Raw genomic sequence first — 23,254 nt, forward strand, 5'->3', positions numbered from 1 at the left:
CGCAACCGCCACTGCCACCCCAAGCGCCACTTCGCCGTCAACTCCAAGATCCGCCGACCGGATTACCTACCCAACGTTGCTTGATACGGCACTAGCTTCTCGCCCAGCTTCGGGTCCGGGTCGTCGGAGATGTCGAACGACTCGAACCTGTCGACCAGCGGCAGTCCGATCCGGTCGATTTCGAGGTGTGCCGGGTGGTTCATCATGGCGTCGTAGCCTTCGACGTCCTCGAGTACGGAAATCGCGCCGTAATCGTGCTCGCCGCCGAAGACGCGGCCGACGACGAACGACTTGATGGACGGGATGGCTCGGCTCGCCCTGCGCATGCCCTCCAGACCTGCCGCCACCTCGTCCTCCGTGACGTCGGGCTTGAGGGTGAAACGAATGCCGTGGTAAATCATCGAAGCTGTCCTTTCCGTTGGTGTCACTGAGGGTCATGCGGATGCGAAGGCCGCCGCGTGGTCGCGTGCGAAATCGGCGAGATCACGTGCGGGCCGTCCGGTGAGGTCCGTGACGGCGGTGTGCACCTCGGCGGCTTCACCTCGGGCGTAGTGGGCGTAGTCCTCGACGAGGCCGTCGAGCTGCCACGGCGGGACGATTCCCGCCAGCGCGGCGGCGAACTGCTCCGCGGAGACGTCGACGAACGTGATGTCCCGCCCGACGGCGATCGAGAGTTCGCGGGCGATCTGGTCGTGCGTCACCGCGCGGGGTCCGGTCAACGTGTAGGTGCGGCCGGCGTGCCCCGTGCCGGTCAGCACGGCAGCGGCGGATTCGGCGATGTCCCTCGCGTCGACGAGGCTCACGGCGGCATCGCCGATCGGTGCGGCGAAGAAACCTTGTGCGGCGATCATTCCGGCGAAGCCGAACAGCCCCTGCATGAAGAGATTGGGGCGCAGCACCGTGTGGTCCAGGCCCAGTTCGTGCACGTGGGCTTCGACCGCGGCGTGCCAGCGCAGGAACCGCACCGGGGAGTCCGCGCGTGCCGCGTACTGCGACAGCAGCACGAGCCGGCTCACCCCGGCCTGCCGGGCGAGGTCGGCGAACCGGATTTGCAGCGTTGCCGCGTCCTCCGCCGACGGACTGTTGAGGAAGACCGCGTCCACGCCCTGCAACGCGGCGGCGACGGATTCCGGGTCGTTCAGGTCGGCCGTGACGTTTTCGGTGTTCTCCCCGTGGGCAGCCGGCCGGCCGGGGTTGCGGGTCATCGCGCGGACGGTGGCGCCGCGGGCCTGCAGGGCGGGTACCAGGGCGGAGCCGACCGTTCCGGTCGCACCGGTCACGAGCACGGTGGGGGTGTTCAGCGAGTTCATCGTGTTGTCCGTTCTCTGTTTCGCCGGGGCGGTTATCGGTGGGTTCGTCCGGAGGGGAAGAGCGACAGCACGAGGGCGACGATGATGCCCGAGGCCGCACCCAGGAACGCGGTCGTGAAGTCGATGCTCCGGTCGGTGGCGGTGGTGCTGATGGCGGCGAGCCCGACGAGACCGGCGAGCCCGACGGCGCCGCCCAGCTGCTGTGCGGCGCTGATCAGTCCGCTGAGCAGGCCGGCCTCACCTTCGGTCGCGTCGCGCACCGACATCGCGGTGGCGTTGACCGCGCTGAGCCCCAAGCCGCCGCCGATCAGCACGAACGCGCCCAGCAACGACGCGGAGAACCCGCTGCTCGTCAGATCGAACGCCAGCCACAGCAGGCCGGCCAGCAGCACGGCGAGGGAGACCGGCAGCGCGCGGGCCGGACCGATCAGCTTCGCGACCAGCGGCGCGAGCACGCTGCCCACGATGATCATGGCGGCGAGGGGGAGCTGGCTCATCCCGGTCTCCAGCGGGCTCATCCCGAGCACCTCTTGCTGGTACGGCGGCAGGAGGAAGAACAAGCTCGTCAGAGTGCCGCCGACCAGCAGCATCACGAGGTTCGCCAGGACCACCGGCTTCCGGCCGAAGACGCCGAGCGGCACGAGCGGGTGCGCGGAGCGTCGCTCGACGCCCACGAACGCGACCAGGAACGCGACGCCGGCCGCGATACCGCCGAGGACGAGCGGCGAGCCCCAGCCGGCTTCCGGGACCGAGATCATGCCGAGCGCGAGAGCGGAGACCCCGGCCGTGATCGTGACCGCGCCGAACGTGTCGAAGTGTCCGGACCGGACCGGAACGGACGGCACCGAGCGCCACACGATGACGGCTCCGAGGACGCCTAACGGCACCGGGGTCCAGAAGACCGACTCCCAGCCCAGCGTCCCGGTCAGCGAGCCACCGAGGAAGACACCGACCAGACTGCCGGCACCGGCGACGGCGCCCCAGATGCCCATCGCGCGAGTACGTTCGCCACGGGATGGGTACAGAGCGAGCACGAGCGAGAGCGCGGCAGGCATGACCAACGCGGCACTGATGCCCTGCCCGATCCGGGCGGCGATCAACATCCCGCCGCTCGTCGCGACCGCGCACACGACCGAGCTCAGCAGGTACGCGCCCATTCCGGTCAGGAACACCTTCCGGCCGCCGAGCAGGTCCGCGAGGCGGCCACCCAGCAGCAACAGGCCGGCGAGCGGCACCAGATAGCTGTCGATCACGAGTGTCAGCTGGATGTCCGTGAGCGCGAGGCCCGCACGGATCGTGGGCCCGGCGAGGTTCACCATCGCGCTGTCGAGGACGACCAGGAACATGGCGGTCGCCAGGCCGGCCATCGCGACCCCACGCGACATCCGTGGGCGAGTGACCGCCCCGGGGTCCATGACAAGGCTGCTCATCATTTCGTCCTTCCCCGTGAATTCATCGTTTCGGCTGGCAGAGGAGGTGCTGAGGCAATGGTCGCGTGAGTACGCCCGCGCTCGCGTCGGTGACGGTTGCCTAGATCCCTTCACCTATCGCCGGAGAGCTGATGCCGTAGTGGTGGCACCACGCCTATCGTTGGCACCATGCCTACGCAGTCCGCTCGTTCGCTGGTCGGCAGGCACGACGAGACCGGTCGCCTCGGGGCGTTGATCGCCGCCGCGGAACGCGGGCAGGGCGGTGCGCTCGTCGTCCGTGGGGAACCTGGCATCGGCAAGAGCGCCCTGCTGGACCACGTCGAACACGCGGCCGCGGGGAAGGTCCGGATCATCCGTGCGTCCGGGTCGGAATTCGAGGGCGAGCTCCCGTTCGCGGCACTGCACCAGCTGTGCCTTCCCGTGCTGGCACACGTGGATGAACTGTCCGCCTCCTACCGCGACGCGCTCCGGATCGCGTTCGGGTTGGCCGATGGCGCGCCGGACGTGTTCCGCGTCGGCCTCGCCGCCCTCGAACTGCTGGCCACGGCGGCCAGGGAACGTCCGCTGCTCTGCCTCGTCGACGACGCGCACTGGGTGGACACCGCGTCGGCGAAGGCATTGACTTTCCTGGCGAGGCGCATCGTGGCCGAGCCGATCGCGATGGTGTTCGCCGCTCGCGACCAGGAAGCCGTCCCCGGCTTTGACGAGCTTCCCGGGCTGACGGTCGAGGGCCTGGACGACGCGCACGCCCGCGCGTTGCTGGCCGAGGAGAAGACCCGGACGCTCGACGAGCGGGTGCGCGAACGCCTTCTAGCCGAGGCACGCGGTAACCCACTGGCGCTGATCGAGTTGCCGAAGGCCGGCGGCTTCGCGCTGCCTACGCCGTCGCCGGTCGTGAGCCGGATCGAGTGGAGTTTCCAGGCCAGGCTGGCGGACCTGCCCGCGGACGCGCGGCTGCTGCTGATCCTCGCGAGCGTGGAACCGACCGGAGACGCGAGTCTACTGTGGACAGCGGCGAAGCTGCTGGACGTCGACGTGCCCGCCGCGAGCCGGGATTCGGCGGCATCCGGGCTGGTGGAGTTCGACGCGCGGGTACGGTTCTGCCACCCGCTGGCGCGCTCGGCGGTGTACCGGGCGGCCGAACCCGCCCAGCGGCACGCGGCACATCGGGCCTTGGCCGAGGTCACTGATCCGGTCACCGCACCGGACCGGCGGGCATGGCACCGCGCCCAGGCCACCACCAGCCCGGACGAAGACGTCGCCGCCGAGTTGGAGGCATCGGCCTCGCGTGCGCAGGCGCGTGGTGGGGCCGGCGCCGCCGCCGCGTTCCTCGAACGTGCCGCGGCGCTCTCGCTCGACCCGGACAAGCGGACCGACCGCACGCTCGCGGCCGCGCGGGCCACGCTCGACACCGGTGCGGCGGACGCGGCGGCGGACCTGCTCTCCAGCATCGACACCGGGTCGCTCGACGATCTCCGGCACGTGTCCGTCGACCTGTTGCGCGGGAAGATCGCGTTGGTCGGCGGTGCGGACGGGGCCGACAGCGGCCCGGACCTGATCTTGCGCGCCGCCCGGCGGCTCGCCGAACACGACCCGGCGCGTTCGCGCGGATATTTCGTGGCCGCGGCGGAGATGGCGATGGCCGTCAGCCGGATCACCGGTGTCATGGACCGGGTGCTCGACGCGGCGCGCACGGCCCCGCCGGCGGCGGAGCAACCGGACCTCCTCGACGGGCTGATCCTGCTGCGCACCAAGGGACACCGCGAAGGCGTGCCCGTGCTCAAGCGGGTCCTCACCGGCAAGGGTGCCGACTGGACGCACGCGCCGGGGCTGACCACCGTGCTCGCGGGCGAGCTGTGGGACTTCGACCTGCACGCCGCGGTCGTCGACTGGCTGGTGCGGACCGGGCGGAACACCGGCTCGCCGATCACCATCCGTCTCGGCCTTTCGCAAGTGGCGTTGGCCGCGGTGCTCACCGGTGACTTCGGGAAGGCCATGGCCGCGATCGCCGAAGAGGAAGCGATCGCCGACGCCGCCGGCGACGTACCTCAGATGTACCCGAGGGTGTACCTGGCGGCGATGCGCGGCAGGCGCCGGGAGGCACGCGAGGAGTTCGCCGACGCGAAGAGCCGTGGCACCGGTCAACTGCTCACCAACGTCCAGTGGGCCACCGCCGTGCTGGGCAACGGAACCGGTGACTACCACGACGCGCTGCAGGCAGCCACCAACGCCACGGAGGCCGGCGATCTCTTCGTCTCCGGCTTCGCGCTGCCCGAACTGGTGGAGGCGGCGGTCCGCTGCGGGGAGAAGGCCGTCGCAACCTCCGCGCTGGCCTCGCTCGTCGAACGCACCGAACCCGCCGGCACCAGCACGGCACGCGGCATCGCCGCCGGCGCGACAGCGCTCGTCACCGACGCCGAGGACGACCACCGGGAGGCCATCGAGCGACTGGCCGGCAGCCCACTGGCGCCACACCGCGCCCGGGCGCACCTGCGCTACGGGGAATGGCTGCGCCGCGCGGGCCGCCGCCGCGACGCACGTGAACACCTGCACACCGCACACGAACAGCTGTCGGAGATCGGCATGGAGGCGTTCGCCGAACGCGCGGCGAACGAGCTGCGCGCGACCGGCGAGGTGGCCCGCCGCCGCACCGAGCACACGTACGACCAGCTGACCATGCAGGAGACGCACATCGCGCGACAGGTCGCCGCGGGCGCGACCACGAAGGAAGTCGCCGCGAACCTGTACCTCAGCCCCCGCACCATCGACGCCCACCTGCGCAACGTCTTCCGCAAACTCGGCGTCACCTCCCGCAGGCAGCTCAAAGACCTCCCGGACCTCGCCTAGTACCCGCTTGGCCGCGAACGCGGGTAGGCGATTCTCACCGACGCGAACAGCGGGCCCGCCAGGCACCCTTGTGTCACCGCGAAGCCGATCGGAGGACCGGCCGCCGGGACAGGGAAGGCGAGCACATGAGCACCGAAATCGACCTGAGCGCACCGGTCGTCGTCCGTCGCGAAACCGTCATCAACGCACCGCTGCACCGTGTCTGGCAACTGCACACCGACGTGCCATCCTGGCCACGGTGGCAGCCGGACATCACCGCCACACAGGCCGACTGTCCACTGACGACGGACACCACGTTCCGCTGGAGCACCGGGGGCCTGGACATCGAGTCCACCGTGTACGAAGTGGAGGAGCCACGCCGGATCGTCTGGGGCGGCCCCGCCCACGGAATCACCGGAATCCACCTGTGGACTTTCGACGCGACCGGTTCCGCCGTGCGCGTACGCACGGAGGAATCCTGGGACGGCGACCCGGTTCGCGCTGACATCCCGTTCATGCGGGCCGCCCTCGACCAATCCCTCACCGCCTGGCTCAACCACCTGAAGAAGGCGGCGGAAAACCCAAGCTGAGAACCGTTTGCGCAGGTCATTCCCTGCTTCACCCGAAACCTCGACACCGTCGCCCCCGCACCTCGATGGCCGAGCTGACGGCGGGGTCGGTGCCTGCCGGGCCTGTTCAGCCGTCGATGGCCCGGGCCGCGGCGGCGATCGGCTCGAGCGCCGCGATCAGCTCGTCGAGTTGATCCGTGGTGAGTACGTCGTACGCCGGTGTCGCCAGCTCGTCGGTGAGGGCCTCGATCCGCTTGCCGGTGTCCCGGCCGGATTCGGTGAAACCGCCGGCGGGGTCCACGAGTCCGCGGCCGCGCAGCCCGTCGACGACGGCGGCCAGCTGCGCCTGGGGGAGGTGGTGGGTCCGGCCGAACTCCTCCGCCTTCATGCCGAGGGAGAGGGCGAGCAGGACGTGGGCCTCGGTGCCGCCGATGCCGTGGGCGAGGAGGGCGGCGTTGTGGCCGTCTCCGCGGTGCTCGCGCAGGAGCGTCGCCGCGTGCCAGAGCCTGGCCACCGGCTCCTCGGGCACGGCGAGCGTCCGGAGCCCGGCGTAGAGCGCTCGGCCTTCGGTCGGTGCGCTGAGGGCTGCTCGGGTGGCGAGATCGGCGGCCCGGACCAGGCCGGGGGAGCCGGCGAGTTCTCCGAGCGCCGGCCGCAGCGCGGCGGCACTGGCTTGCTCGCGCACGGCGATCGCCTCCTGCGGGCTGGTCTTCCCCCAGACCCACGGGATGTGGCGCGCCACTTCGCCGTTGGCGAAGTTGTAGAAGACCGCGTGCACGACCTCGGCCGATGCCGGCCCCAGTGGTGCGGCCCGGCCCGCGAAGTATCCGTCCCGGTAGTTGCGCATGCCGAGGGCCAGGAACGCCTCGGTCGGCCCCCGGGAGAAGGTGATGGTCGCGATCGGCTCGAGGAGCTCGAACATGCGGTGGACCTCGGCCGGTGAATGCGGCATCGGTCGTCATCTCCTGCGGTCGTGACGGCGCCCTGGTGAGCGACCTCTCGACCTGGCGTCGAACGACGCGGGCCGGATTCGACCACTCCGGGTCGATTCGGCCCTCGTCTACTCCGTGAACATGGTCATCGACCGAACCCGGTCGAAACGTCGGGCGGCCAGGTCTTCGTGGCGGATCAGGAAGCGGCCGACGTGGACCTGGTCCGCCACCTGGAACTGGGCCAGGGGTATCCACTCGCTCATCAGCCGGGTTGTCTCCTCCTCCACGAGCCGGTCGCGGTCCGGCACGTCGTGCGCGATCGAGTCCTCCGCCATGCCGTACTCGGCGGTTTCGCCGATGCCCAGCTCCATCGAATAGCCGCCGAGGTAGAGATCGGCGCCCGTCGTCACCTGCGGCCAGAGCTCCTTGAACACGGTGCGGAGATCTTCGAGGTGAGCGGTGTCGCCGACCTGCAGCCGGACGACGTCCGACTCGAACTCGAGGTTCTCGGGTTCGTCGAACCAGCCCGGCATCTCCGGCTGGACCAGAGCGACGAGGTCGGACTGCGGCCGGAGGAAACCCGCTTCGAACCAGTCGTCGTCGTGGGGCGGTGGCTGGTGAACCTGCACGGTGGCGGCGCCGGCCGGAAGGTGGACGACCCGGGCGAACTCGTGCTCGTCGTCCGCGTGCAGCGCGTGCTCGTGCGCCAAGAAGAACAGCAGCGACCCGTCCGCCGGGAGTTCGAGGCCGTCGACCCGAGGCAGCTTCGCGCAGTCGAGCGAGGCGATGAACGGAAGCGGCAACCGGCCCAGGCCGCTGATGTCGGCGTACGGCCATTCCGTGCCGGCCGGCAGGCGGGGCAGCCCGCCGTTCTGTCCGACCACGCCACCGTGCCGCTCGGCCGATCCGATGCCGTACCGGTTGGCATTGCACGCCCAGATCGCCACCCGGAGAAAACGGCCGATCCGGTCGGCCGCTTCGGCCGGGACGCCGCGCTCGATCGCCGTACTCCGAAGCTGTTCGAGATGGTTCATGGCCGAGCACTCTCGCACAGCCGCCGGTTCGTCCGGTTCCGAGGGCTCCATGACCTCCGATGCCGGATGGGAACGCTCCGTGCACACGGCGGTGACCGACTTTTGGCACCCACCGATGCGGCTGGTCCGGACCTCGGGCACCGGAGCCGGGTCACTCGGTGCTTCGTTGCCGGGTCATCGCGGCGCGTACTCGCGCGCGAAGATCGATCCAGGCACCGATGAAGCTGCCTAGGTCGACGGCCACGCTCTGGCCGGCCAGAGGGGCGAACTCGGCCGGTGCGGAGCGGCCGGGGTGGAACCGGACCGTCACGATGTCGCCGGTTCGGCGCAGCGCGAGGCGGAGTTCCGTGCCCTGGGCGGCGAAGTACAGGTCCGCTTCCCGGCCGTCGACGTCCAGCGCGGTGAAGAGCTCGTCCAGGTGCGGGTAGGGGTAGGGAAGGTCGTCCAGGTCGAGCCGGATCGCGAGGTCGCCGAAGTGGAGGGTCAGCGGCCCTTCGTACTCGGCCACGAACCGGAACAGCGCGCGCATTTCCTCGCTCCACAGCGCGACGTCCTCGTCGCGGTACGCGCGTGGCGTCCCGCGCGGCTCCCAGCCGGCGGTGATCGAGAAGGGCACCATCGAGGTCACAGTATCGGGAAGCTGGAGTCGATCGACCCGTTGGCCAAGCGCACCACGCGGACGCGTTGCACGTCGCTGACCACGCTGCCGTCCGGCTGGAAAACCCGGCCCACCGGGCGGAACATGTCGACGTCGTGGGCGCCCGGGGTGGCCGGCGCGCGTCGCTCCGCCTCGACGATCAGGGCGTTGTCGTAGAACTGGCCGTCCGGCACCCGGCGGCCGCTCTTGCGCACGCTCATCGCCCGGTTCCGGAAGTCGTTGCTGTCGAGGTGGGCACCGTGCTCCTTGTAGGAATGCCCGTAGGAGGGCGACGCCGGATCGCCCCACCGGCCCGGGAAACCGTGCCCCGGAACGTCGGTCAGCGGAGCGAGTACCTTGGGCACCGACGAGCGGGCAACCGCGGATTCGCGGAGCAGCTTGCGCAGATGGGCCGCGTTGCTCGCCCCGGACACCCGCGAGATCGCGGTATCGAGATCGGCCCGCCCGGCGTGGAAGTGCTCCTTCAGGAGCAGCTCGTCGGTGGCGTTGAGGTTGCGCAGCCGTCCGAGCAGGGTCTGGATGGTCTGCACCTGCGCCGCCGTGGCCGTCGTCGGGATGCACGGACTCGCGCACCGGGTCAGGACGTTGCGCACGCGCGGATCCATCTCCCGGAACTGGCGGCGCAGATCGGGGCGCTCCCGGAGCAGCGCCTGCGTCTCTTCGTTGAGGGACTGCTCCCAGGGGCTCAGCGTCGCCTCCAGCGGCGCCCGCTCGGCCTTGGGGGCTTCGCGCATCGCTTGCCGCATGGCCTGTTCCTCGCTCAGCGCGGGGTTGGCGGCCCGGATCCGCTCCGAGCGGGCGCGCAGCGCGCGGACGCCTCTCGCCACGCCCATCGTGGCCAGCTGGAGGAGGATCTGAGACCCGCCCGCGGCGAGCACCCTGGCCATCCGGCCCGCCGCGTGCTGCATCGCGACGGCCGTGCGCGCGGCCAGCACGTCGCGGAACGCGTCGCCCAGCTCGACGAGCTGGCTCAGCACGTCCGCGCCGAGCTTGACCATCAGGTAGACGTCGACCGCGACGTCGACGAACGGGATCATCTGCAGCACGACGATGAGAGCGAGTTCCTTGAGGATCTCCGGGCCGTTCGCGATCAGCCCGTCCAGGACCTCGCCCATCGCCCCGCCCGCGTATCCGGCGGCCACCAGCCAGCGGAACGCCATCGCGACCCGCTCGCCGTCGCCCGCCCCGCCGATCCGCGCGTCCGTGGCGGCCAACGCCGTGTCGAACAGGTCCGAACCCTGCGACCAGCCACTGAGAATGCCCAGCAGCGCCGACAACCCGCCGCCCATACCAGCCAGCAGTGCGGCGTCGGCCAGCCCCAGCGACTCGGTCTGGATGGCCTGCAGCTCGGCCTCCGACATGGCGAGCCGCTCGGCGGAGCGCGCCGGCAGGTCACGCAGGATCCGCTGCTTGTTCTGGACGAAGTCCTGGTAATCGTGGAATTTCGGGACGTACGTGCCGTCGGCGACCGCTTCGGCCACCTGGTTCACGATGCCTTCCCACGTGAAGGCGAAGTTCCCGTAGAACCGCAGCTGGGCCCAGCGGGCCGTGGCACGGGCGAAGTCACCGACGGCGTCGCCCCCGGGCAGCTGGGTGTGGGCGAGGCGCAGCCCGAACCGGCTCAGCCCGGCCAGCTCCGCGAGGGGAACCGGGAGTCCCTTGTCCACCAGCCGTGGCGGCAGCTCGTTCGCCTGGGTGGTGAGAGCCACGAGCTTCGGCTGCAGCTCGGCGAGGACGGCGGCCGGATCGATGCCGAGGGTGAGCGCGGCGTGGACCCGGCCGGACCAGGTGAGCGGAAAACCTTTCGGTGTCGTCGCCATCGCCAGCTCGGCGCCGGCGGGCCCCAACGCGGTGAGCGTGTCCATTTCGGTTCTGGCCAGTTGACGCGCCCGGTCGATGAACTCGTCGACCTGCGCCGGCGTCTCGAACCTGGGATGCGCCCGGAAGCGCAGCAGCAGCGACGCGCGGTTGGCGTTGGCCCGCAAGCCGAGATCGCCGTCCTGCTCGGCGTCCCCCGTCACGGCCTCGATCTCGCGCTCGAGCTTCGCGACCAGCGAAGGATCGCCCTCCGACGTTTCGCCGTCGCGCTGGACCTCCGGTACGCGCTGCGCCGGCAGCTCGTCTTCGTTCTTCTCCGCGCACGCCGAGCAGTCGGTGCACCCCGGCCCACACGCCCGCTGCAGGCCGGCCGGCGACCCGCCGATCATCCGCGACACGACCGCGTTCCCCACCGACCGCTGCAGCCCGACGACGGCGGCCGAACCGAGCGCGAGCGGCCGGGGCGGCAGGACGGTGTGCGGCGACCGGGCCCGGCGTTCACGCGGGCCCGGCTCGGAGGCACCCCTCAGCGCGGAGGAGTGCTGCTCGTGCTGCACCAGCGGTCGCCTTCGTCGAGCATCACTCCAGTGTCCACCGGACGGCCGAGGGCCGGCTGCCCGTTGGGGCAGCGCCACGGGCAGCGAACCGGTCCCGTACGGCCGGTGCGAACGCGGTAGCGGAGGTGGGGCGGATCCCGGCGGCACGTCCTCATCGGCAAGACAGTGCGTGCGGGGTGGCGTGCCGGGCCGGCTGGCTGCTGCGACGAGTCCGGTCTGCGGCAATGGATGGGCAAGGTTGATGTGCCGTTGCGCATGGTTGGCGGTGAACCACGCCTTGCGGTCGCTGCCCACGCCGGCGCCACTGACCCGGACACTGCCACTGGTCGGCGTGCTCAGGTGAGGTGCAGTGGCAGGGTGGTCAGTCCGTTGATCGCGGGCGAGATGATGTGGGTCAGTTGGTCCGGTTCGACAGCGAGGCGCAGGTTCGGGTACCGGGTGAAGAGCCGTTCCAGGCCGATGGTGATCTCCTGTCGGGCCAGTGGTGCGCCGAGGCAGAAGTGGGGGCCCGCGCCGAAGCCGATGTGGCCGCGGTCGTCGCTCGTGATGTCGAAGCGTGCGTCGGCGGCGTCGCTGTTGCGTTGGGCGCCCGCGATCATGGTGGCGATCGGTTCGCCCGCGGGGATGGTGGTGCCACAGATGTCGGTGTCGCGCAGGGTATAGCGCATGTAGACGCATTTGAGCGGCACGTCCCAGCGCAGCCCGGCGTCCACTGTGGACGACCACGGTCGCCGGCCTTCGCGCAGGAGTGCGAGCTGGTCGGGGTGGGTGAGGAGTGCGACGACGGTGTTGGTGATGGCGTTGACGGTGGTTTCGTGCCCCGCGGCGAGGATGAGGTGCAGGGTGCCGAGCAGTTCCGCTTCGGTGAGCCGGTCGCCGTCCAGTTCGTGGATGTCGATGAGGGTGCTGGTGAGGCGATCGTCGGGGTGTTGGCGTTTGTCCTCGATGTGCCGGACGAGGGTGGCTTCGAGGGCGGTTGCCGCGCGGGTCCGTTCGTCGGGGGTGGCGACCGCGTCGAACATCGTGGCGTACTCGTCACGCAGCTCGTCCTGCTCCTCCGGGTCGGTGATCCCGAAGAATTCGCAGATCGTGCGCATCGGCAGGGGATAGGCGTAAGTGGTCTTCAGGTCGACCGGGCCGTCGCCGGCGAGGCCGTCGAGCAGTTCGTCGGCGATCGCGGTCAACCGCGGGACGACGGTGGCGATCCGTTTCTGGGTGAAGGCGTGGCCGAGCAGCCTGCGCAGTCGCAGGTGGTCGGCGCCGTCGGCGTTGAACATGCTCTTCTCGGTGATCAACGTGAGGAACGGCCAGGAAGCGGGGATCTCGCCACGCTGCAGTGCCGCCCAGTGGGCCGGGTCCTTGCCGATGTCCGGGTTCGCCTCCATGATCGTCCTGCTCGCCTCGGCCGAGGTGGTGATCCACGTCCGGACCCCGCCGAACAGCGTCACGGGCACGACCTGGCCGTATCGCCGCAGTTCCGCGGCCTCGACGAACGTCTCCGACGCGGGATCGCATTCATGGACGGGATTGTCGAGGGACAGCCTGCGTTCGGTGAGCGGCATGTGATCTCCAGGAGGTGCCGGTTGTCCTCGAATGACGGCAAGATTTCTCTTCTTGCCGCCGGCAGGCAAGGTGAAATGAAGGGGTTCGGCCTTTTGGGAAGGTGGCGGCCGTCGTCTGCAGTAAGGCGGTTTACGCGAAAAGCCGCGCGTTGTTTCGTCCTTGTTTCGCAAGCGCGTCGTGAAGATATCGCGAGGACCGGGGCGCAGACCTACGCCTGGCTCAGGCTGACGGTGGCCGAGATCGCCACGCGGCCGAGCCCCGCGACGGCGCCCGCCTCTCAGGTCGAACGGGTTCGGACGCTCAGATGGCCGAGGGCGTCCTCGACCACGCGCGCGACGAACGCGGCGTCGAGCGGCTCGCGGGAGAACCAGCGACGGTAGAACAGCGGGCCGGCGACGGCGGCGGTGACGTCGGCCGGCCCGCGATCCGCGGCGAGCTCGCCGCGGGCTCGCGCGCGTTCGGTCACCACGCCGAACGGAGCCATCAACCGGGCGTGCAGATCCGCGTGGAGCCCGGCCAGCTCGGGGTCGCGCTCGGCGGCGTCCACGATGGAGGGCAAGACCGCCGCCCACCGGGCGCTCCGCAGCTGCTCGGCCAACGCCTCGGTCAAGGCGACGAGATCCCCGCCGAAGCTGCCCGTGTCGGGAACCGCGGGCGCCGACCCGATGGTCGAGCACGCCTCGACCAGCAGCGCGGCCCGCGACGGCCAGTGCCGGTAGATCGTGGTCTTGGACACGCCCGAGCGCCGTGACACCTCGTCGATGCTGACACCGCCGATGCCACCCGCCGAGAGCAACTCGTACGTCTGGGCGAGCACCGCCGCCTTGGACCGCTGGACTCGAACGTCGACGAAGTCCCCGGATCGGGCCACGTGGTGATCTCCGTTCCTTCTCCGCACCGAAACAGTACGGTACTGTACCGTACTGTTTCGTGGAGCCGGACGGTCCGGCTCGCCGGGAGCAGCCAGGAGAACGCCTTGAAGCTCGCCTCAGTACGCCTCGTCACCGATGACCTGCCCGCCCTGACCGCTTTCTACTCCACGCTCACCAACACCGAGCCGGTGACCCCCTTCGGGTCCGACTACGCCGAACTGCACACCGACGGCGGCATCATCGCGCTGGCCGACAGCGCGGCGGTCAAGCGTTTCAACAACAACGCCGCCGTGGCCGCCGCCAACCGATCCGCCATCCTCGAATTCGAGGTCGACGACGTCGACGCCGAACGCGCCCGCCTGGGCGACCAGGTCACCGCCTGGGTCCAGGAACCCACCGACCAGCCATGGGGAAACCGGTCGATGCTCCTGCGCGACCCCGACGGCAACCTCATCAACATCTACTCCACCGGACACTGATCGAGTGTGAAATCGGGCCGGGTCCGCCTCAGCGCTGGGGTGCGGTGCCCAGGTGTTGGTGCTGAGGGAGACGCCGCCAGGGGCGTAACCGTCTCCGGCACGCATCCACTGTTCGATGACCGAGAACGAGCCGCCGGTCTGGTGGATGTCGGCCAAGATTACCCACAGGGTGTCGTAGAACCAGTACGCGGGCGCGTCGTCCTTGTTGGCGACGAAGGCCTCCCGAGGCGGGAAGGTGGTGGCGGGGTAGGGGGCGTGATGGTGCGACGACATCGCGGAACCTCTTGGTTGTGGTGGAAAGTCAGTGGGTGATGCCCGCTGCGATACAGGCCTTCACGAGAAGATCGCGATGTGGTCGGTGACGAACTGTTCGAAGTCGCGGGCCGGTCGGCCAGTAGGTCTTCCCCTCGTGCGAAGCCGGGGCGAGGGCGATTTCCGCGGCGACGGCGGCGACGTCCCGCGCGTCGATCATGCCGAGGCGGCCGTCGCCGGCGGCCGAGCCGAAGCTGCTCCCCTTGGCGATCGCCGGGGCCGACATGAAGAAGTTCTGCATGTAGGCGTTGTTGCGCAACAACGTGTAGCCCAGCCCGGACGCGATCAACCCGTTCTCGATCTCGGCCTGGCCGCGCCGCCGGGCGATCGGCGAGTCCGCCGACGCCTTGCTGGTCACCTTCACGACGTGCCCGACGTCGGCCCGGACCGCGCTGTCGACGACGTTCAGCTCCTGGGCGGGTATCGCCGGGCTGACCAGCACCACGGAGGAAACCCCGCGCATCGCCGCGTCGACGGTCGCCGGGACCCCCAGATCACCGGCGACCACCTCCACCTCCGACCGCGCCAGAGCAGCCGCCTTTTCGAGGTTGCGTACCAAGACCCGAACTCTTTCCCCGCGCTCGGCGAGCAGCCGGGCCGCCTCCGCGCCCACCTTGCCGGCAGTCGTGATCAAGATCATCAGCTGTGTCCCGGCCGTAAACATGTAGTTGACTACAAAAATGGTACACACTCCAAACTTGGACCGTCGCTGATAGTCTGCGGAGGTGTCGAGTCTCGGACTTCGCGAGCGCAAGAAGGCGCGCACCCGCCGGCTCATCGCGGACACGGCAGCCCGCCTGTTCGCCGAGCACGGCTACGAACACGTGTCCGTCAGCGACGTCGCGCGCGAAGCCGAAGTCGCCGAACAGACGATCTACAACTACTTCCGGACCAAGGAACAGCTGGTCACCGACCGCGAAGAGCAGATCCGGCAACGGCTGTGCGACCTCGTCCGCGACCGGCCGGCCGGCACGAGCCCGGCGGCCGCCGTCCGCGCCTTCGTCCTCGACTCCGTCACCGGGATCCGCCGCATCCCGCCGGAGCTCTGGCGCGGCGAACTCGGGCACCTGGCGGCCATCAGCCCGGCCGTCCACCGGCTGGCGCTGGAGCTGCCCGACCGTCAGGCCGAGGCCATCGCCGAGGCCATCGGCGACACGACCGAGATCCCGTCGGAGATCGCCAACCTGCAGGGGATCGCACTGGCCGGAGTGTTCCGGGTCATCATCGGTGAAGCCGGCCGCCGCACCGTCGAGGGCCAGAGCCAAGAGGCGATCTCCGACGGCCTCTACCCGATGATCGAAAACGTCCTCGACGAACTCGACCGCTGGTTCACGGCGCCGCGACCGCCTGCCTGACGGCGACGACAGCGGCCGGGAACGGTCAGACCGGATGCAGGCCGGCCGAGTGGCGCGGTGGCGGCCGCGGCCCCGCACGCGGGCGCGGATGACCGCGAACAGCACCATGCTGCGGCTCGGGGACCCCAGTAGATGTCGGCGCGTCCCAGCTCCGACCCCGCTCAGTCGGAGACGACCGGTAGGTGTTTCCGGCAAGCGCAAGCTTCGTGCGGAGTCCGTCTGTGGGTAAGAATACCCATGCGCACATGGGAAAATCCGGTCGCTTGCGCCCGATGCCGCCGGGCAGAACCATGAGAACTCATGAGACGTGACGAGATGGGTTGGGTCCGCAGAGGACTGATCGCGCTGGGTGCGGCCGCGCTGGCCGCGGTGGCCATGGTCGGCGCGGCGACACCGGCCTCCGCCGACCCCACGGCGCCGTGGTGCTTCAAGTGGAGAGGGCAGGAGATCTGCGTTCCGTTGGCCATCAACTGGAACTGGGATCTGGGGTGCCCGCGGTGCGGCCTGGCGGTCAACTGGCTGCCGGACCCGCAAGAAATCGTGGGCCGGCAGATAGCGCTGGGGCTGGGTGATCTCAGCAGCGCGGGACGCACCCTCGACCCGGCGCAGCGGGCTCAGTTGCGGGCCAGGGCGTTCGACCAGTTCACCCAGGCCGCCCAGGCGACTCCGGGCACCCGGCCGTTCCCGGCGCAGGTCGGTTTCATGGACGAGCTCGGTACCGTCAAGCCACAGCCGGTGCCGTGGCTGCAGGCCGCCGCTCAGGACATCTCCGCCGGCGTCGGGTACATCCAGCTCGCGCTCAACGACTGGACCGGTGGCGGAGCCGCGTACCGCCAGCAGGCTGTCGCGAAGCTCGACGAGGCCTACGCGGAACTGGCCGACGCACGGGTGATCGGCAACTGACGGGGTGGGCCGGCCTCACCACGCCGGCCGTCCGGCGGCGGATGGTTCGGAAACCCCTGCGAAAATCAGGGGTGATGGTCGCGGGCGACGCGGATGAGCGCGGAGCGGCGGTGGTGGCCGAGCTTGGCGCGGATGTTTTCCAGGTGGCGGTTGACCGTGCGGACGGCGATGTGCAGTTCGTCGGCGATCTCGCGGTTGTCGTAGCCCTTTGCCAGGCAGCGCAGCACATCCCGTTCCCGGGTGGTGAGCGGGCGGGACGGTTCGTGCAGTTCGCCGATCAGGTGGGCGGCGAGATCGGCGGGCAGGACCGGGCCGGTGAGCACGGCCTCCACCGCCGCGGTCAACTCCGCGGCGGTGGTCGCCTTGCTGACGCAGCCATGTGCCCCGGCGCGGACGGCGGCCAGGAACTCCGCGGGTTCTCCCTGGGAAAACACGAGAATCCGCAGATCAGGCCAGTGGGTGCGCAGGTAACCGATGACCTCGACGCCGCTTCCCGCCCCGGGGCCCAGCCGCAGGTCGACGAGCGCGACATCGGGTCGGAGCCGGTCGGCCAGCCGGCACGCGGCCGGCACGTCAGCGGCCTCACCCACGACCGTCACCCGGCCATCGCGCTCGAGTCCGGTTCGGACACCGTCGCGCGTGATCGGGTGGTCCTCAACGATCAGCAACCGGACAGGGTTTCCCGGCATGATCACCTCTCCCTCCGGGGATGCGTAGCTCCACTTCGGTGCCCTGGCCGGAGCGGCTGCGGATGCGGACCTGTCCGCCGAGGCGTTCCACCCGAGCCCGGACCGAAAGTCGCAGGCCGAGACCGTTCGTGTCGCGGCCGGGCTCGAACCCCACGCCGTCGTCTCGGACGCTCACCGTGACGTCACCGCGATCGTGCAACACGGTGAGCCAAACCCGTTGCGCCCGTGCGTGTTTGACGACGTTGGTCAGCAGTTCCGCAACCGTGGCAACGATGTCGCCCGCCACGGCAGCCGGCAACCGGACCGGGCCGCTCGTCACCAGGCGGACCGGGAGCTCGTCGTACCGTTCGGCGAGCTCGGCCAGCCGGTCGCGCAGTGACACAACGCCGGCCGGAACCGGGTCGGGATCGGAGCGCGCCAGACCGCGCAGCGCCGCCTCCTGCCGGGCGATCCCCTCGGCCACCGCGGTCAGCGCGGGCGCGGCGGACAGTTCCCCGATCCGGGCCCGAAGCCGGCCCAGGTTCTGCAGCACGTCGTCGTGGATCCGCGCGGCAAGCCGCTCCCGTTCGACCATCCGCGCAGTCCGCTCGCCCTGCCGGATGGCCTGCTCGCGCAACTGGTCGAGCTGACCGGCGGCGACGCCCACCGCGCCACCCAGCAGCACGTACGACAGCCCCCAGCCGACCATGGTCAACAGCTGCAGGAACGACAGGCCGGCAACCGCGACCTCATTGGCGGCGTAAGCGAACGGCAAGCTCAGACCGAGCACCGCCCCGGCGGCCAGCCCACCCCGTATCCCGCGGACGACCCCCCACGCCGCGACCGCCGCGGCCGGATACGCACCCATGAACGACGAATGGTCGGTCAGCACCGCGTGCGCCGGATACACCCGGCCATACACCATGATCAAGGCCACGGCCATGGCCAGATCGGCGGCGAGCACGAGCCGCATTCGCCGCACTGCGGCCGTCGTCAGCCAGGCTGTCCAGCACCCGGTGCCGATCAGTGCGACGACGGCCTCGACCGGCCGCTGGATCTGACCGCCGGCGAACGCCACCACCAGCATCCAGCCGAACGCCAGCCAGCGCAGGCCGAGTACCAGCAGCATGGGTGCCGGATGCCTGGGTTCCGTCGGCATCTAGCCGGCCCGGACGACAACTTGGTCGGGCGGCCACGTGCAGGTGGACCGGCTCAGGAAACGCTTGTCACAGGCCTGGACCGAGATCAGGTAGGTCGTCGCCGGCTGTATGCCGGGCAAGGTGACTTCGAAGCCGGCCACCTCACGGTGCCGGCCCGACCACGGCGGGCCGTCGGCCGGCTGCCAGGTGATGTTGAAAGCGTCCGCGGCACCATACCGCCAGCCGACGTGGATCCCGTCGGCATCGGCGTAAGCCGTGGTGATGCACGGGCGATCGCGCACCGCACAGGGGCTGCCGAGGTCGCGGGCCCGGCGGGAGTACTGCTGTCCGATGTGGACCTCCGGGCCGCCGTCGGCGGTCAGGACGATGGCGCCGCCGTGGAAGTTCACGTACGCGACGGTAGTGTCTTCCACGTTGCCGCCGGTTGGCCGGCCGAGCACCCCGGTTGGGCCGCCGGCGGCGATCCACGCGGTGAAGATCGGGGCGAACATCGTGATCGGCTCTTCCGACGGGGCGGCGTACACCACCTCGCTCCACCCGAACTGGTTGCCGACCATCGGAGTCCACGGCGTGTAGCGCACGCTCACGCCGGCCGTGCGGGTGTCGGCGGCCGGGCAGCCGACCGCAACGCGGCCGCCTCGGCGCAACCACCAGTCGTGTACGGGCGCATCGACGGCAAACGCGGGGCAGTCGTACCTGGCGGACCGCTCGTCCGCGATGGCGGTGATGGTCGCGCTCACCGCCGCACCGACCGCGAGCAGCACCAGGACCGTGCGAACGACCAACCTCCGCGCGGGCAGCGGACCGAGCCGCAGACCGGGGTCCTGTGCGGCGAGCATCCGGGCGATGCGTGCCTGCCGCCAGGACCACCCGGCGGCCAACGGCAGGCACCCGGTCACCGCGCCGCTCAGTGCGGTGATCCCGTCCACCTCGCCCAGCACCGCGGCGAATCCGGTCAGGCCGAGGGTGACGAGGACTGTTGCGCCGACGCTTCGAACCAGCCGCCACCACCGCGGCGCCGTCAGCCACTGCCGTGCCCAGCCGGCGGACACCTCCCACACGTCCGGATCAGGAAATCGCCTTCCCCGGCGGGCCTCCCGCACCACGGCCCGCCGGACCGTGAAACCGAGGTTCCACCACGCGACCTGAGCTCCCATGATGTCCGCGAGCACGCGCTGCCCGGCACCGGCGCCCAAAGCGGAGTTTGCCCCCACAGAGCCAAGTTTACGGTTTCACCGGGCCGACCGCACTACCCTGGATGGACGCTGTGCGGCAACTCCACACCGCATGGTGGCGCCACGGCCATCCAGTGCTCCTTCCGACCACGGCGAGTCGCTCCCACGGCCGGCTGCCTGAACCGGACCCATCCATCACGGCAGCTGTCCACTGTAGACGAACTTGCGTCAGTCCGTCGGCGCTGGCCTCGGCCTGTCGCGGAGCCGAGCCGCGTCCAGGCGCTTGACCGCGGTCCGGCCGTGATGGTCACGCCCCGTCGGCGGACGGCGGTGAAGTCGGCTTCTTCGTCGTGATGGTGAGGTCGTACTCCTTGGCGACGTAACCGGCATAGCGGTCGGCGGGGCGCTCGGCGGCCGGCATCGCGCGCAGCTGCTCGTCGGTGTACCGGCTCAAATCGGGCTTGTCGACCTGGGCGTGCACGGAGAAGTAGCGCAGCTTCTTGCTGTCGAGCTGCTCCAGGATCTTGTGCGCGTGGGCCGCCTCGGGCTCGCCCCGCGCGATCATCTTGGCGCAGATGTTCCGGACGTATTCCGGGTGTCCCTGCTGGTACCCGCCGTTGCCCTTGAGATCGGCCGAGGGGCCTTTCGCTTCGACGATCACATAGTTGCCGTCGGCGTCCTTGTAAACCCGGTCGAAATGGTGGGCGCCCCGGTCGGGCACGTCCACCCGCTCCAGGGGACGGGCGACGAACTCGGGCTGGTGGAGCCCGTCGAGCACGGCGTGGTCGGCGGCCAGCTCGCCCAGCTTGTTGTTCCAGTGGTTGCTCTGCACGTCGTTGAACCCAGCCTGGTCGAACTCGTCCAGCTCCGGCTTGAAGTCGCTGCCCGGCTTGAAGTCGCCCTTGACCGCGTGGTTGGCTTCGTCCAGATAGGACCAGATGTGCGGGCGGCCGGCCGCCAGGATGTCGGCGTCCTCCAGCAGTTCCGGGGGCGCGCTGTCGCGGCCGCCGACCCACCGGGCGCCCTTCTTCGGCTCGCTAGGGACGTTGTCCCTCGGGTCGGCGGGCTGGTGGATCTCGTAGTCGCCGTCGGCGTTGCGGCGGAGCACGGGCAGCTCGACGCCCTCGTGCTCGGCGTTCGTCCGTTTGCGGCGAATGATCCGGTCGTTCCCTTCGGCCTGTTCCCAGTACTTGGCGAGCAGTTTCTTGGCGTCTTCGTCGTGCCGGTTGAGCTTCTTGACGAGCTCGTCGTGGATCTTCTTCTTGTGCGCCTCGGCGGCGTCGTCGTCCCCGCGGGCCCGCGCGTCATCGGCGTCGAGATCGTGCTTGCCGGCGTCGTGGGTACCTGGCACGAAGCCGTCGTCGCCGGCGCGGTGGGTGGTGCCGTCGGGGCGGTGGGTGTTCCACTCGCCGTCGGGCGGGATGCGGGGGCGCATGCGGCCGTCGGGACCGATTTCGTAGCCGGAAGAGAAGACGCGGCCGTGGGAATCGGTCCAGGCGGGCCGGGTGGGGGCGAGCACTTCGGTGTCGAGCTCGCGGGAGAGCCGGTGGGCGAAGTCGTTGGAGCCGGCATCGCACCCGATGAGCCGGACGGGACGGCCGTCGTAGTCGCCGTTGCGGCGGAGGATGTCGGCGAATTCTTCGGGGGTGTAGAGGCGGTTGCCGATGCGGGCGTGGCCGTCGGGGGTGACGTGCACGTCGACGGTGTAGCGGCCGTCGGGGTCGGGGTGGACGCGGTGGGGGAGGTCGCCCATGGCGGGGTCGCCGGCGTGGTAGGAGCTGCCGGAGGGGGTGCTTTCGGCGTGGCGGGCGTTGACTTCGTCGGGGGTGAGGGGGTCGTGGTGCGGGGTGGCGCCGTCCGGGTCGTGGTGGCCGGGGGTGCCGTCGTGCGGGGCGACGCGGTTGTCGTGTGGGCCGTTGTGGTGCGGGCCGGGGCCGTTTTCGTGCGGCCGGGCGCCGGGGGCGTGCAACCCCCGGGCGGCGGGCGCGGGCGCATCCGGAGTCCGTGGACGGGGCAGTTCACCGCCGGTACGGGGCCGGCCGGGCGCGTCGACGTGAGGGGTGCGCGTGCCGGGGGTGCCGGTCCAGCCCGCGCCGCCGCCGGTGCGCGGAGAACCGGGGGTGCCGCCGGGCGACGTTCCGCTGCTCATGGGCGAGGCGCTCTGGGGCGGGATGCCGGAGGAAGCACCATCCCCACCGCGCGGGGACGGGAACGAGGTCCCGGGCTCGCCGGTGCGCGGGGCGGTGGGGGCGGTGCCGCTGGCGGAGGCGGTGCTCTCCGCCCGAGGAGGCGCGGCGCCGGCGGGGGTATCGGTCCCGGAGTGCGAGCCGGGCGAGGACCCGGGGGCCGGGTTGCTGTCGTCGGCCCGGATGGGTGCGGGGTTGGAGTCTCCGGTGTGAGGGGGTGTGTTGTTGCCTGCGTGGGTGGGTGCGGGGTTGGAGTCTCCCGTGTGTGGGGGTGTGTTTTCGCCAGCGCGGGTCGGTGCTGGGGTGCTGTCGCCCGCACGGGTGGGCGAGGGGCTCGAATCTCCTGCGTGCGGAGGTGCGTTGTCGCCTGCGCGGGTGGGTGAGGGGGTGGGATCTCCGCCGTGCGAGGGCGTGTCGTCGCCTGCTCGGGTGGGTGCGGGGCTGTTGTCCCCGGTGTGGGTGGGCGTGTCGTCCCCGGCCCGGGCGGCCGAAGGGCCGTTGTCACCCGCACGAGCCGGCGACGGGCTGTCCCCGGCGCGCGAAGTCCCGGCGTGGCCGGGCGAGGAACTCGTGTCCGGGGCTTGCGAAGGCGAGCCGTCTCCCGTGGACGAGCCGGATCCGTCCCGCCCCGGAGCCGATTCCGGCGAGGAATCCGGCCCGTCCGAATCTCCGCGGCTGCTCCCGGAATCACCTGGTGAGCCGCCATCCCCGTCCCCGGACGAGCCGCCGTCGCCGTGGGCGCGGGTGTGCGGCCCGCCGCCCTCCTTCGGGATTTTGCGGACGAAGCCGCCCTCCTTGACCTTCAGGCCGTCCAGCCCGCTGACCTTGCCCAGCGCCTTGCCGAACACCTTCGCGATCTTCCCGAAGATGTCCACGAGCTTGCCCAGCAGCGGCGACACCTTGCGGATCGTGTCGGTCAGCTTCTTCAGCAGCTCACCGATCTTCTTCCCCCACTTCGCGATCGCCGCCGACGCCTGCGCGACCACCACCGGCGTGCCGAAGCCGAGGGAAAACACCTCCTCCATCACCCACGAGATCAGCTTCCCGACCAGGTCCGCGATCAGCTGCCGGACCGTCTCGCGGACGAACGAGACGATCTGGCCCATGATCATCGTGACCGTGCTGATCGCGCCGGCCACCGTCGCGGCGCCGGACAGGGCCTCGCTGTGCTCGGCCGCGAACTTGCGATACGCCTCGGCGCCCTCACCGGACCACCCGGACGTGCCGTTCTTCACCGCATTGTCGAAATCCGCCTTGCGCTCGCCCAGCGCCTTCGACACATTCCCCCACGTGTCGGCGTAGGATTGGATCACCGGTGGATTCCCGGCCACCGAATCGAGCATGTCCTTCAACGGCTGCACGTGTTCCATCAGGAACGACGCCACCGACGACATCAGGTACCCGAACGGGTCGATCGCCGCCCCGGCGATCTCGCCCGCCAGCGACA

The 23,254-nt window shown here is 70.5% G+C and carries 19 protein-coding genes; 5 read left to right on the forward strand and 14 right to left on the reverse strand.

Annotation, left to right across the window (positions count from 1 at the left end; genetic code table 11):
• Nucleotides 1-62 precede the first annotated feature (62 nt).
• The 3 genes from ACWED2_RS46500 to ACWED2_RS46510 are packed head-to-tail and all read right to left on the reverse strand — an operon-like array spanning nucleotide 63 to nucleotide 2,695.
• Nucleotides 63-401 (reverse strand): Dabb family protein, encoded by a 339-nt coding sequence (locus tag ACWED2_RS46500; RefSeq protein WP_449696928.1) that lies wholly within the window; start codon nucleotides 399-401, stop codon nucleotides 63-65.
• A gap of 33 nt (nucleotides 402-434) precedes the next feature.
• Nucleotides 435-1,310, reverse strand: coding sequence for an SDR family oxidoreductase (locus ACWED2_RS46505; RefSeq protein ID WP_449696929.1), 876 nt, complete (start codon nucleotides 1,308-1,310; stop codon nucleotides 435-437).
• 32 nt (nucleotides 1,311-1,342) lie between these two features.
• Nucleotides 1,343-2,695 carry an MFS transporter gene (locus tag ACWED2_RS46510; RefSeq protein WP_449696930.1) on the reverse strand — a complete coding sequence of 451 codons (1,353 nt, stop codon included), beginning with the start codon at nucleotides 2,693-2,695 and terminating at the stop codon, nucleotides 1,343-1,345.
• 213 nt (nucleotides 2,696-2,908) lie between these two features.
• Here ACWED2_RS46510 and ACWED2_RS46515 point away from each other — a divergent pair, with 213 nt between their 5' ends.
• Nucleotides 2,909-5,587: an AAA family ATPase gene (locus tag ACWED2_RS46515; protein WP_449696931.1), complete on the forward strand. Its 2,679-nt coding sequence runs from the start codon at nucleotides 2,909-2,911 to the stop codon at nucleotides 5,585-5,587.
• A 125-nt stretch (nucleotides 5,588-5,712) separates the two neighbouring features.
• Nucleotides 5,713-6,156, forward strand: a complete 444-nt coding sequence (locus ACWED2_RS46520; RefSeq protein ID WP_449696932.1) for an SRPBCC family protein — start codon at nucleotides 5,713-5,715, stop codon at nucleotides 6,154-6,156.
• A 106-nt stretch (nucleotides 6,157-6,262) separates the two neighbouring features.
• Here the strand turns inward: ACWED2_RS46520 and ACWED2_RS46525 are convergent, their stop codons facing one another.
• The 6 genes from ACWED2_RS46525 to ACWED2_RS46550 all read right to left on the reverse strand — a co-directional run bounded on the left by ACWED2_RS46525 (nucleotide 6,263) and on the right by ACWED2_RS46550 (nucleotide 13,568).
• Entirely contained in the window at nucleotides 6,263-7,087 is an 825-nt protein-coding gene (locus ACWED2_RS46525) for an SCO6745 family protein (protein WP_449696933.1), read from the reverse strand.
• Between the two features lie 108 nt (nucleotides 7,088-7,195).
• On the reverse strand, nucleotides 7,196-8,101 hold the full coding sequence (locus ACWED2_RS46530; RefSeq protein WP_449696934.1) for a DUF1963 domain-containing protein: 906 nt from the start codon (nucleotides 8,099-8,101) through the stop codon (nucleotides 7,196-7,198).
• A 151-nt stretch (nucleotides 8,102-8,252) separates the two neighbouring features.
• A complete protein-coding gene (locus ACWED2_RS46535; RefSeq protein WP_449696935.1) occupies nucleotides 8,253-8,720 on the reverse strand; it encodes a hypothetical protein in 468 nt (155 codons plus the stop codon).
• A 5-nt stretch (nucleotides 8,721-8,725) separates the two neighbouring features.
• A complete protein-coding gene (locus tag ACWED2_RS46540; protein ID WP_449696936.1) occupies nucleotides 8,726-11,134 on the reverse strand; it encodes a hypothetical protein in 2,409 nt (802 codons plus the stop codon).
• A 335-nt stretch (nucleotides 11,135-11,469) separates the two neighbouring features.
• Complete coding sequence (locus ACWED2_RS46545; RefSeq protein ID WP_449696937.1) at nucleotides 11,470-12,696, reverse strand: cytochrome P450 family protein; 1,227 nt, start codon at nucleotides 12,694-12,696, stop codon at nucleotides 11,470-11,472.
• A gap of 278 nt (nucleotides 12,697-12,974) precedes the next feature.
• On the reverse strand, nucleotides 12,975-13,568 hold the full coding sequence (locus ACWED2_RS46550; protein WP_449696938.1) for a TetR/AcrR family transcriptional regulator: 594 nt from the start codon (nucleotides 13,566-13,568) through the stop codon (nucleotides 12,975-12,977).
• Between the two features lie 105 nt (nucleotides 13,569-13,673).
• On the opposite strand from ACWED2_RS46550, the gene ACWED2_RS46555 reads away from it, so the two are divergent.
• Nucleotides 13,674-14,048, forward strand: coding sequence for a VOC family protein (locus tag ACWED2_RS46555; protein ID WP_449696939.1), 375 nt, complete (start codon nucleotides 13,674-13,676; stop codon nucleotides 14,046-14,048).
• 301 nt (nucleotides 14,049-14,349) lie between these two features.
• Here the strand turns inward: ACWED2_RS46555 and ACWED2_RS46560 are convergent, their stop codons facing one another.
• Nucleotides 14,350-14,994: an NmrA family NAD(P)-binding protein gene (locus ACWED2_RS46560; RefSeq protein WP_449696940.1), complete on the reverse strand. Its 645-nt coding sequence runs from the start codon at nucleotides 14,992-14,994 to the stop codon at nucleotides 14,350-14,352.
• Between the two features lie 91 nt (nucleotides 14,995-15,085).
• Here ACWED2_RS46560 and ACWED2_RS46565 point away from each other — a divergent pair, with 91 nt between their 5' ends.
• Nucleotides 15,086-15,715, forward strand: coding sequence for a TetR/AcrR family transcriptional regulator (locus tag ACWED2_RS46565; protein WP_449696941.1), 630 nt, complete (start codon nucleotides 15,086-15,088; stop codon nucleotides 15,713-15,715).
• Between the two features lie 300 nt (nucleotides 15,716-16,015).
• Nucleotides 16,016-16,618, forward strand: coding sequence for a hypothetical protein (locus ACWED2_RS46570; protein WP_449696942.1), 603 nt, complete (start codon nucleotides 16,016-16,018; stop codon nucleotides 16,616-16,618).
• A gap of 65 nt (nucleotides 16,619-16,683) precedes the next feature.
• Here ACWED2_RS46570 and ACWED2_RS46575 read toward each other — a convergent pair whose 3' ends face one another.
• From ACWED2_RS46575 to ACWED2_RS46590, 4 genes are all read right to left on the reverse strand, one after another.
• Nucleotides 16,684-17,307 (reverse strand): LuxR C-terminal-related transcriptional regulator, encoded by a 624-nt coding sequence (locus ACWED2_RS46575; RefSeq protein ID WP_449696943.1) that lies wholly within the window; start codon nucleotides 17,305-17,307, stop codon nucleotides 16,684-16,686.
• The gene (locus tag ACWED2_RS46580) at nucleotides 17,273-18,415 is read right to left on the reverse strand and encodes a sensor histidine kinase (protein ID WP_449696944.1); all 1,143 of its coding nucleotides are present in this window, start codon (nucleotides 18,413-18,415) and stop codon (nucleotides 17,273-17,275) included. Before ACWED2_RS46580 ends, ACWED2_RS46575 begins: the two co-directional genes overlap by 35 nt.
• 30 nt (nucleotides 18,416-18,445) lie before the next feature.
• Nucleotides 18,446-19,660 (reverse strand): hypothetical protein, encoded by a 1,215-nt coding sequence (locus tag ACWED2_RS46585; RefSeq protein WP_449696945.1) that lies wholly within the window; start codon nucleotides 19,658-19,660, stop codon nucleotides 18,446-18,448.
• A gap of 268 nt (nucleotides 19,661-19,928) precedes the next feature.
• Nucleotides 19,929-23,254: hypothetical protein (locus ACWED2_RS46590; RefSeq protein ID WP_449696946.1), on the reverse strand; the 3,326-nt coding region annotated here is incomplete at its 5' end.

The sequence above is a fragment of the Amycolatopsis sp. NPDC005003 genome (genome assembly GCF_053600695.1).

Excerpts from the sequence above, each read along its gene's own strand:
- ACWED2_RS46500 (WP_449696928.1), bottom strand. The coding sequence starts at position 401 with ATGATTTACCACGGCATTCGTTTCACCCTCAAGCCCGACGTCACGGAG.
- ACWED2_RS46505 (WP_449696929.1), bottom strand. The coding sequence starts at position 1,310 with ATGAACTCGCTGAACACCCCCACCGTGCTCGTGACCGGTGCGACCGGA.
- ACWED2_RS46510 (WP_449696930.1), bottom strand. The coding sequence starts at position 2,695 with ATGTCGCGTGGGGTCGCGATGGCCGGCCTGGCGACCGCCATGTTCCTG.
- ACWED2_RS46515 (WP_449696931.1), top strand. The coding sequence starts at position 2,909 with ATGCCTACGCAGTCCGCTCGTTCGCTGGTCGGCAGGCACGACGAGACC.
- ACWED2_RS46520 (WP_449696932.1), top strand. The coding sequence starts at position 5,713 with ATGAGCACCGAAATCGACCTGAGCGCACCGGTCGTCGTCCGTCGCGAA.
- ACWED2_RS46525 (WP_449696933.1), bottom strand. The coding sequence starts at position 7,087 with ATGCCGCATTCACCGGCCGAGGTCCACCGCATGTTCGAGCTCCTCGAG.
- ACWED2_RS46530 (WP_449696934.1), bottom strand. The coding sequence starts at position 8,101 with ATGAACCATCTCGAACAGCTTCGGAGTACGGCGATCGAGCGCGGCGTC.
- ACWED2_RS46535 (WP_449696935.1), bottom strand. The coding sequence starts at position 8,720 with ATGGTGCCCTTCTCGATCACCGCCGGCTGGGAGCCGCGCGGGACGCCA.
- ACWED2_RS46545 (WP_449696937.1), bottom strand. The coding sequence starts at position 12,696 with ATGCCGCTCACCGAACGCAGGCTGTCCCTCGACAATCCCGTCCATGAA.
- ACWED2_RS46570 (WP_449696942.1), top strand. The coding sequence starts at position 16,016 with ATGAGACGTGACGAGATGGGTTGGGTCCGCAGAGGACTGATCGCGCTG.
- ACWED2_RS46575 (WP_449696943.1), bottom strand. The coding sequence starts at position 17,307 with ATGCCGGGAAACCCTGTCCGGTTGCTGATCGTTGAGGACCACCCGATC.
- ACWED2_RS46580 (WP_449696944.1), bottom strand. The coding sequence starts at position 18,415 with ATGCTGCTGGTACTCGGCCTGCGCTGGCTGGCGTTCGGCTGGATGCTG.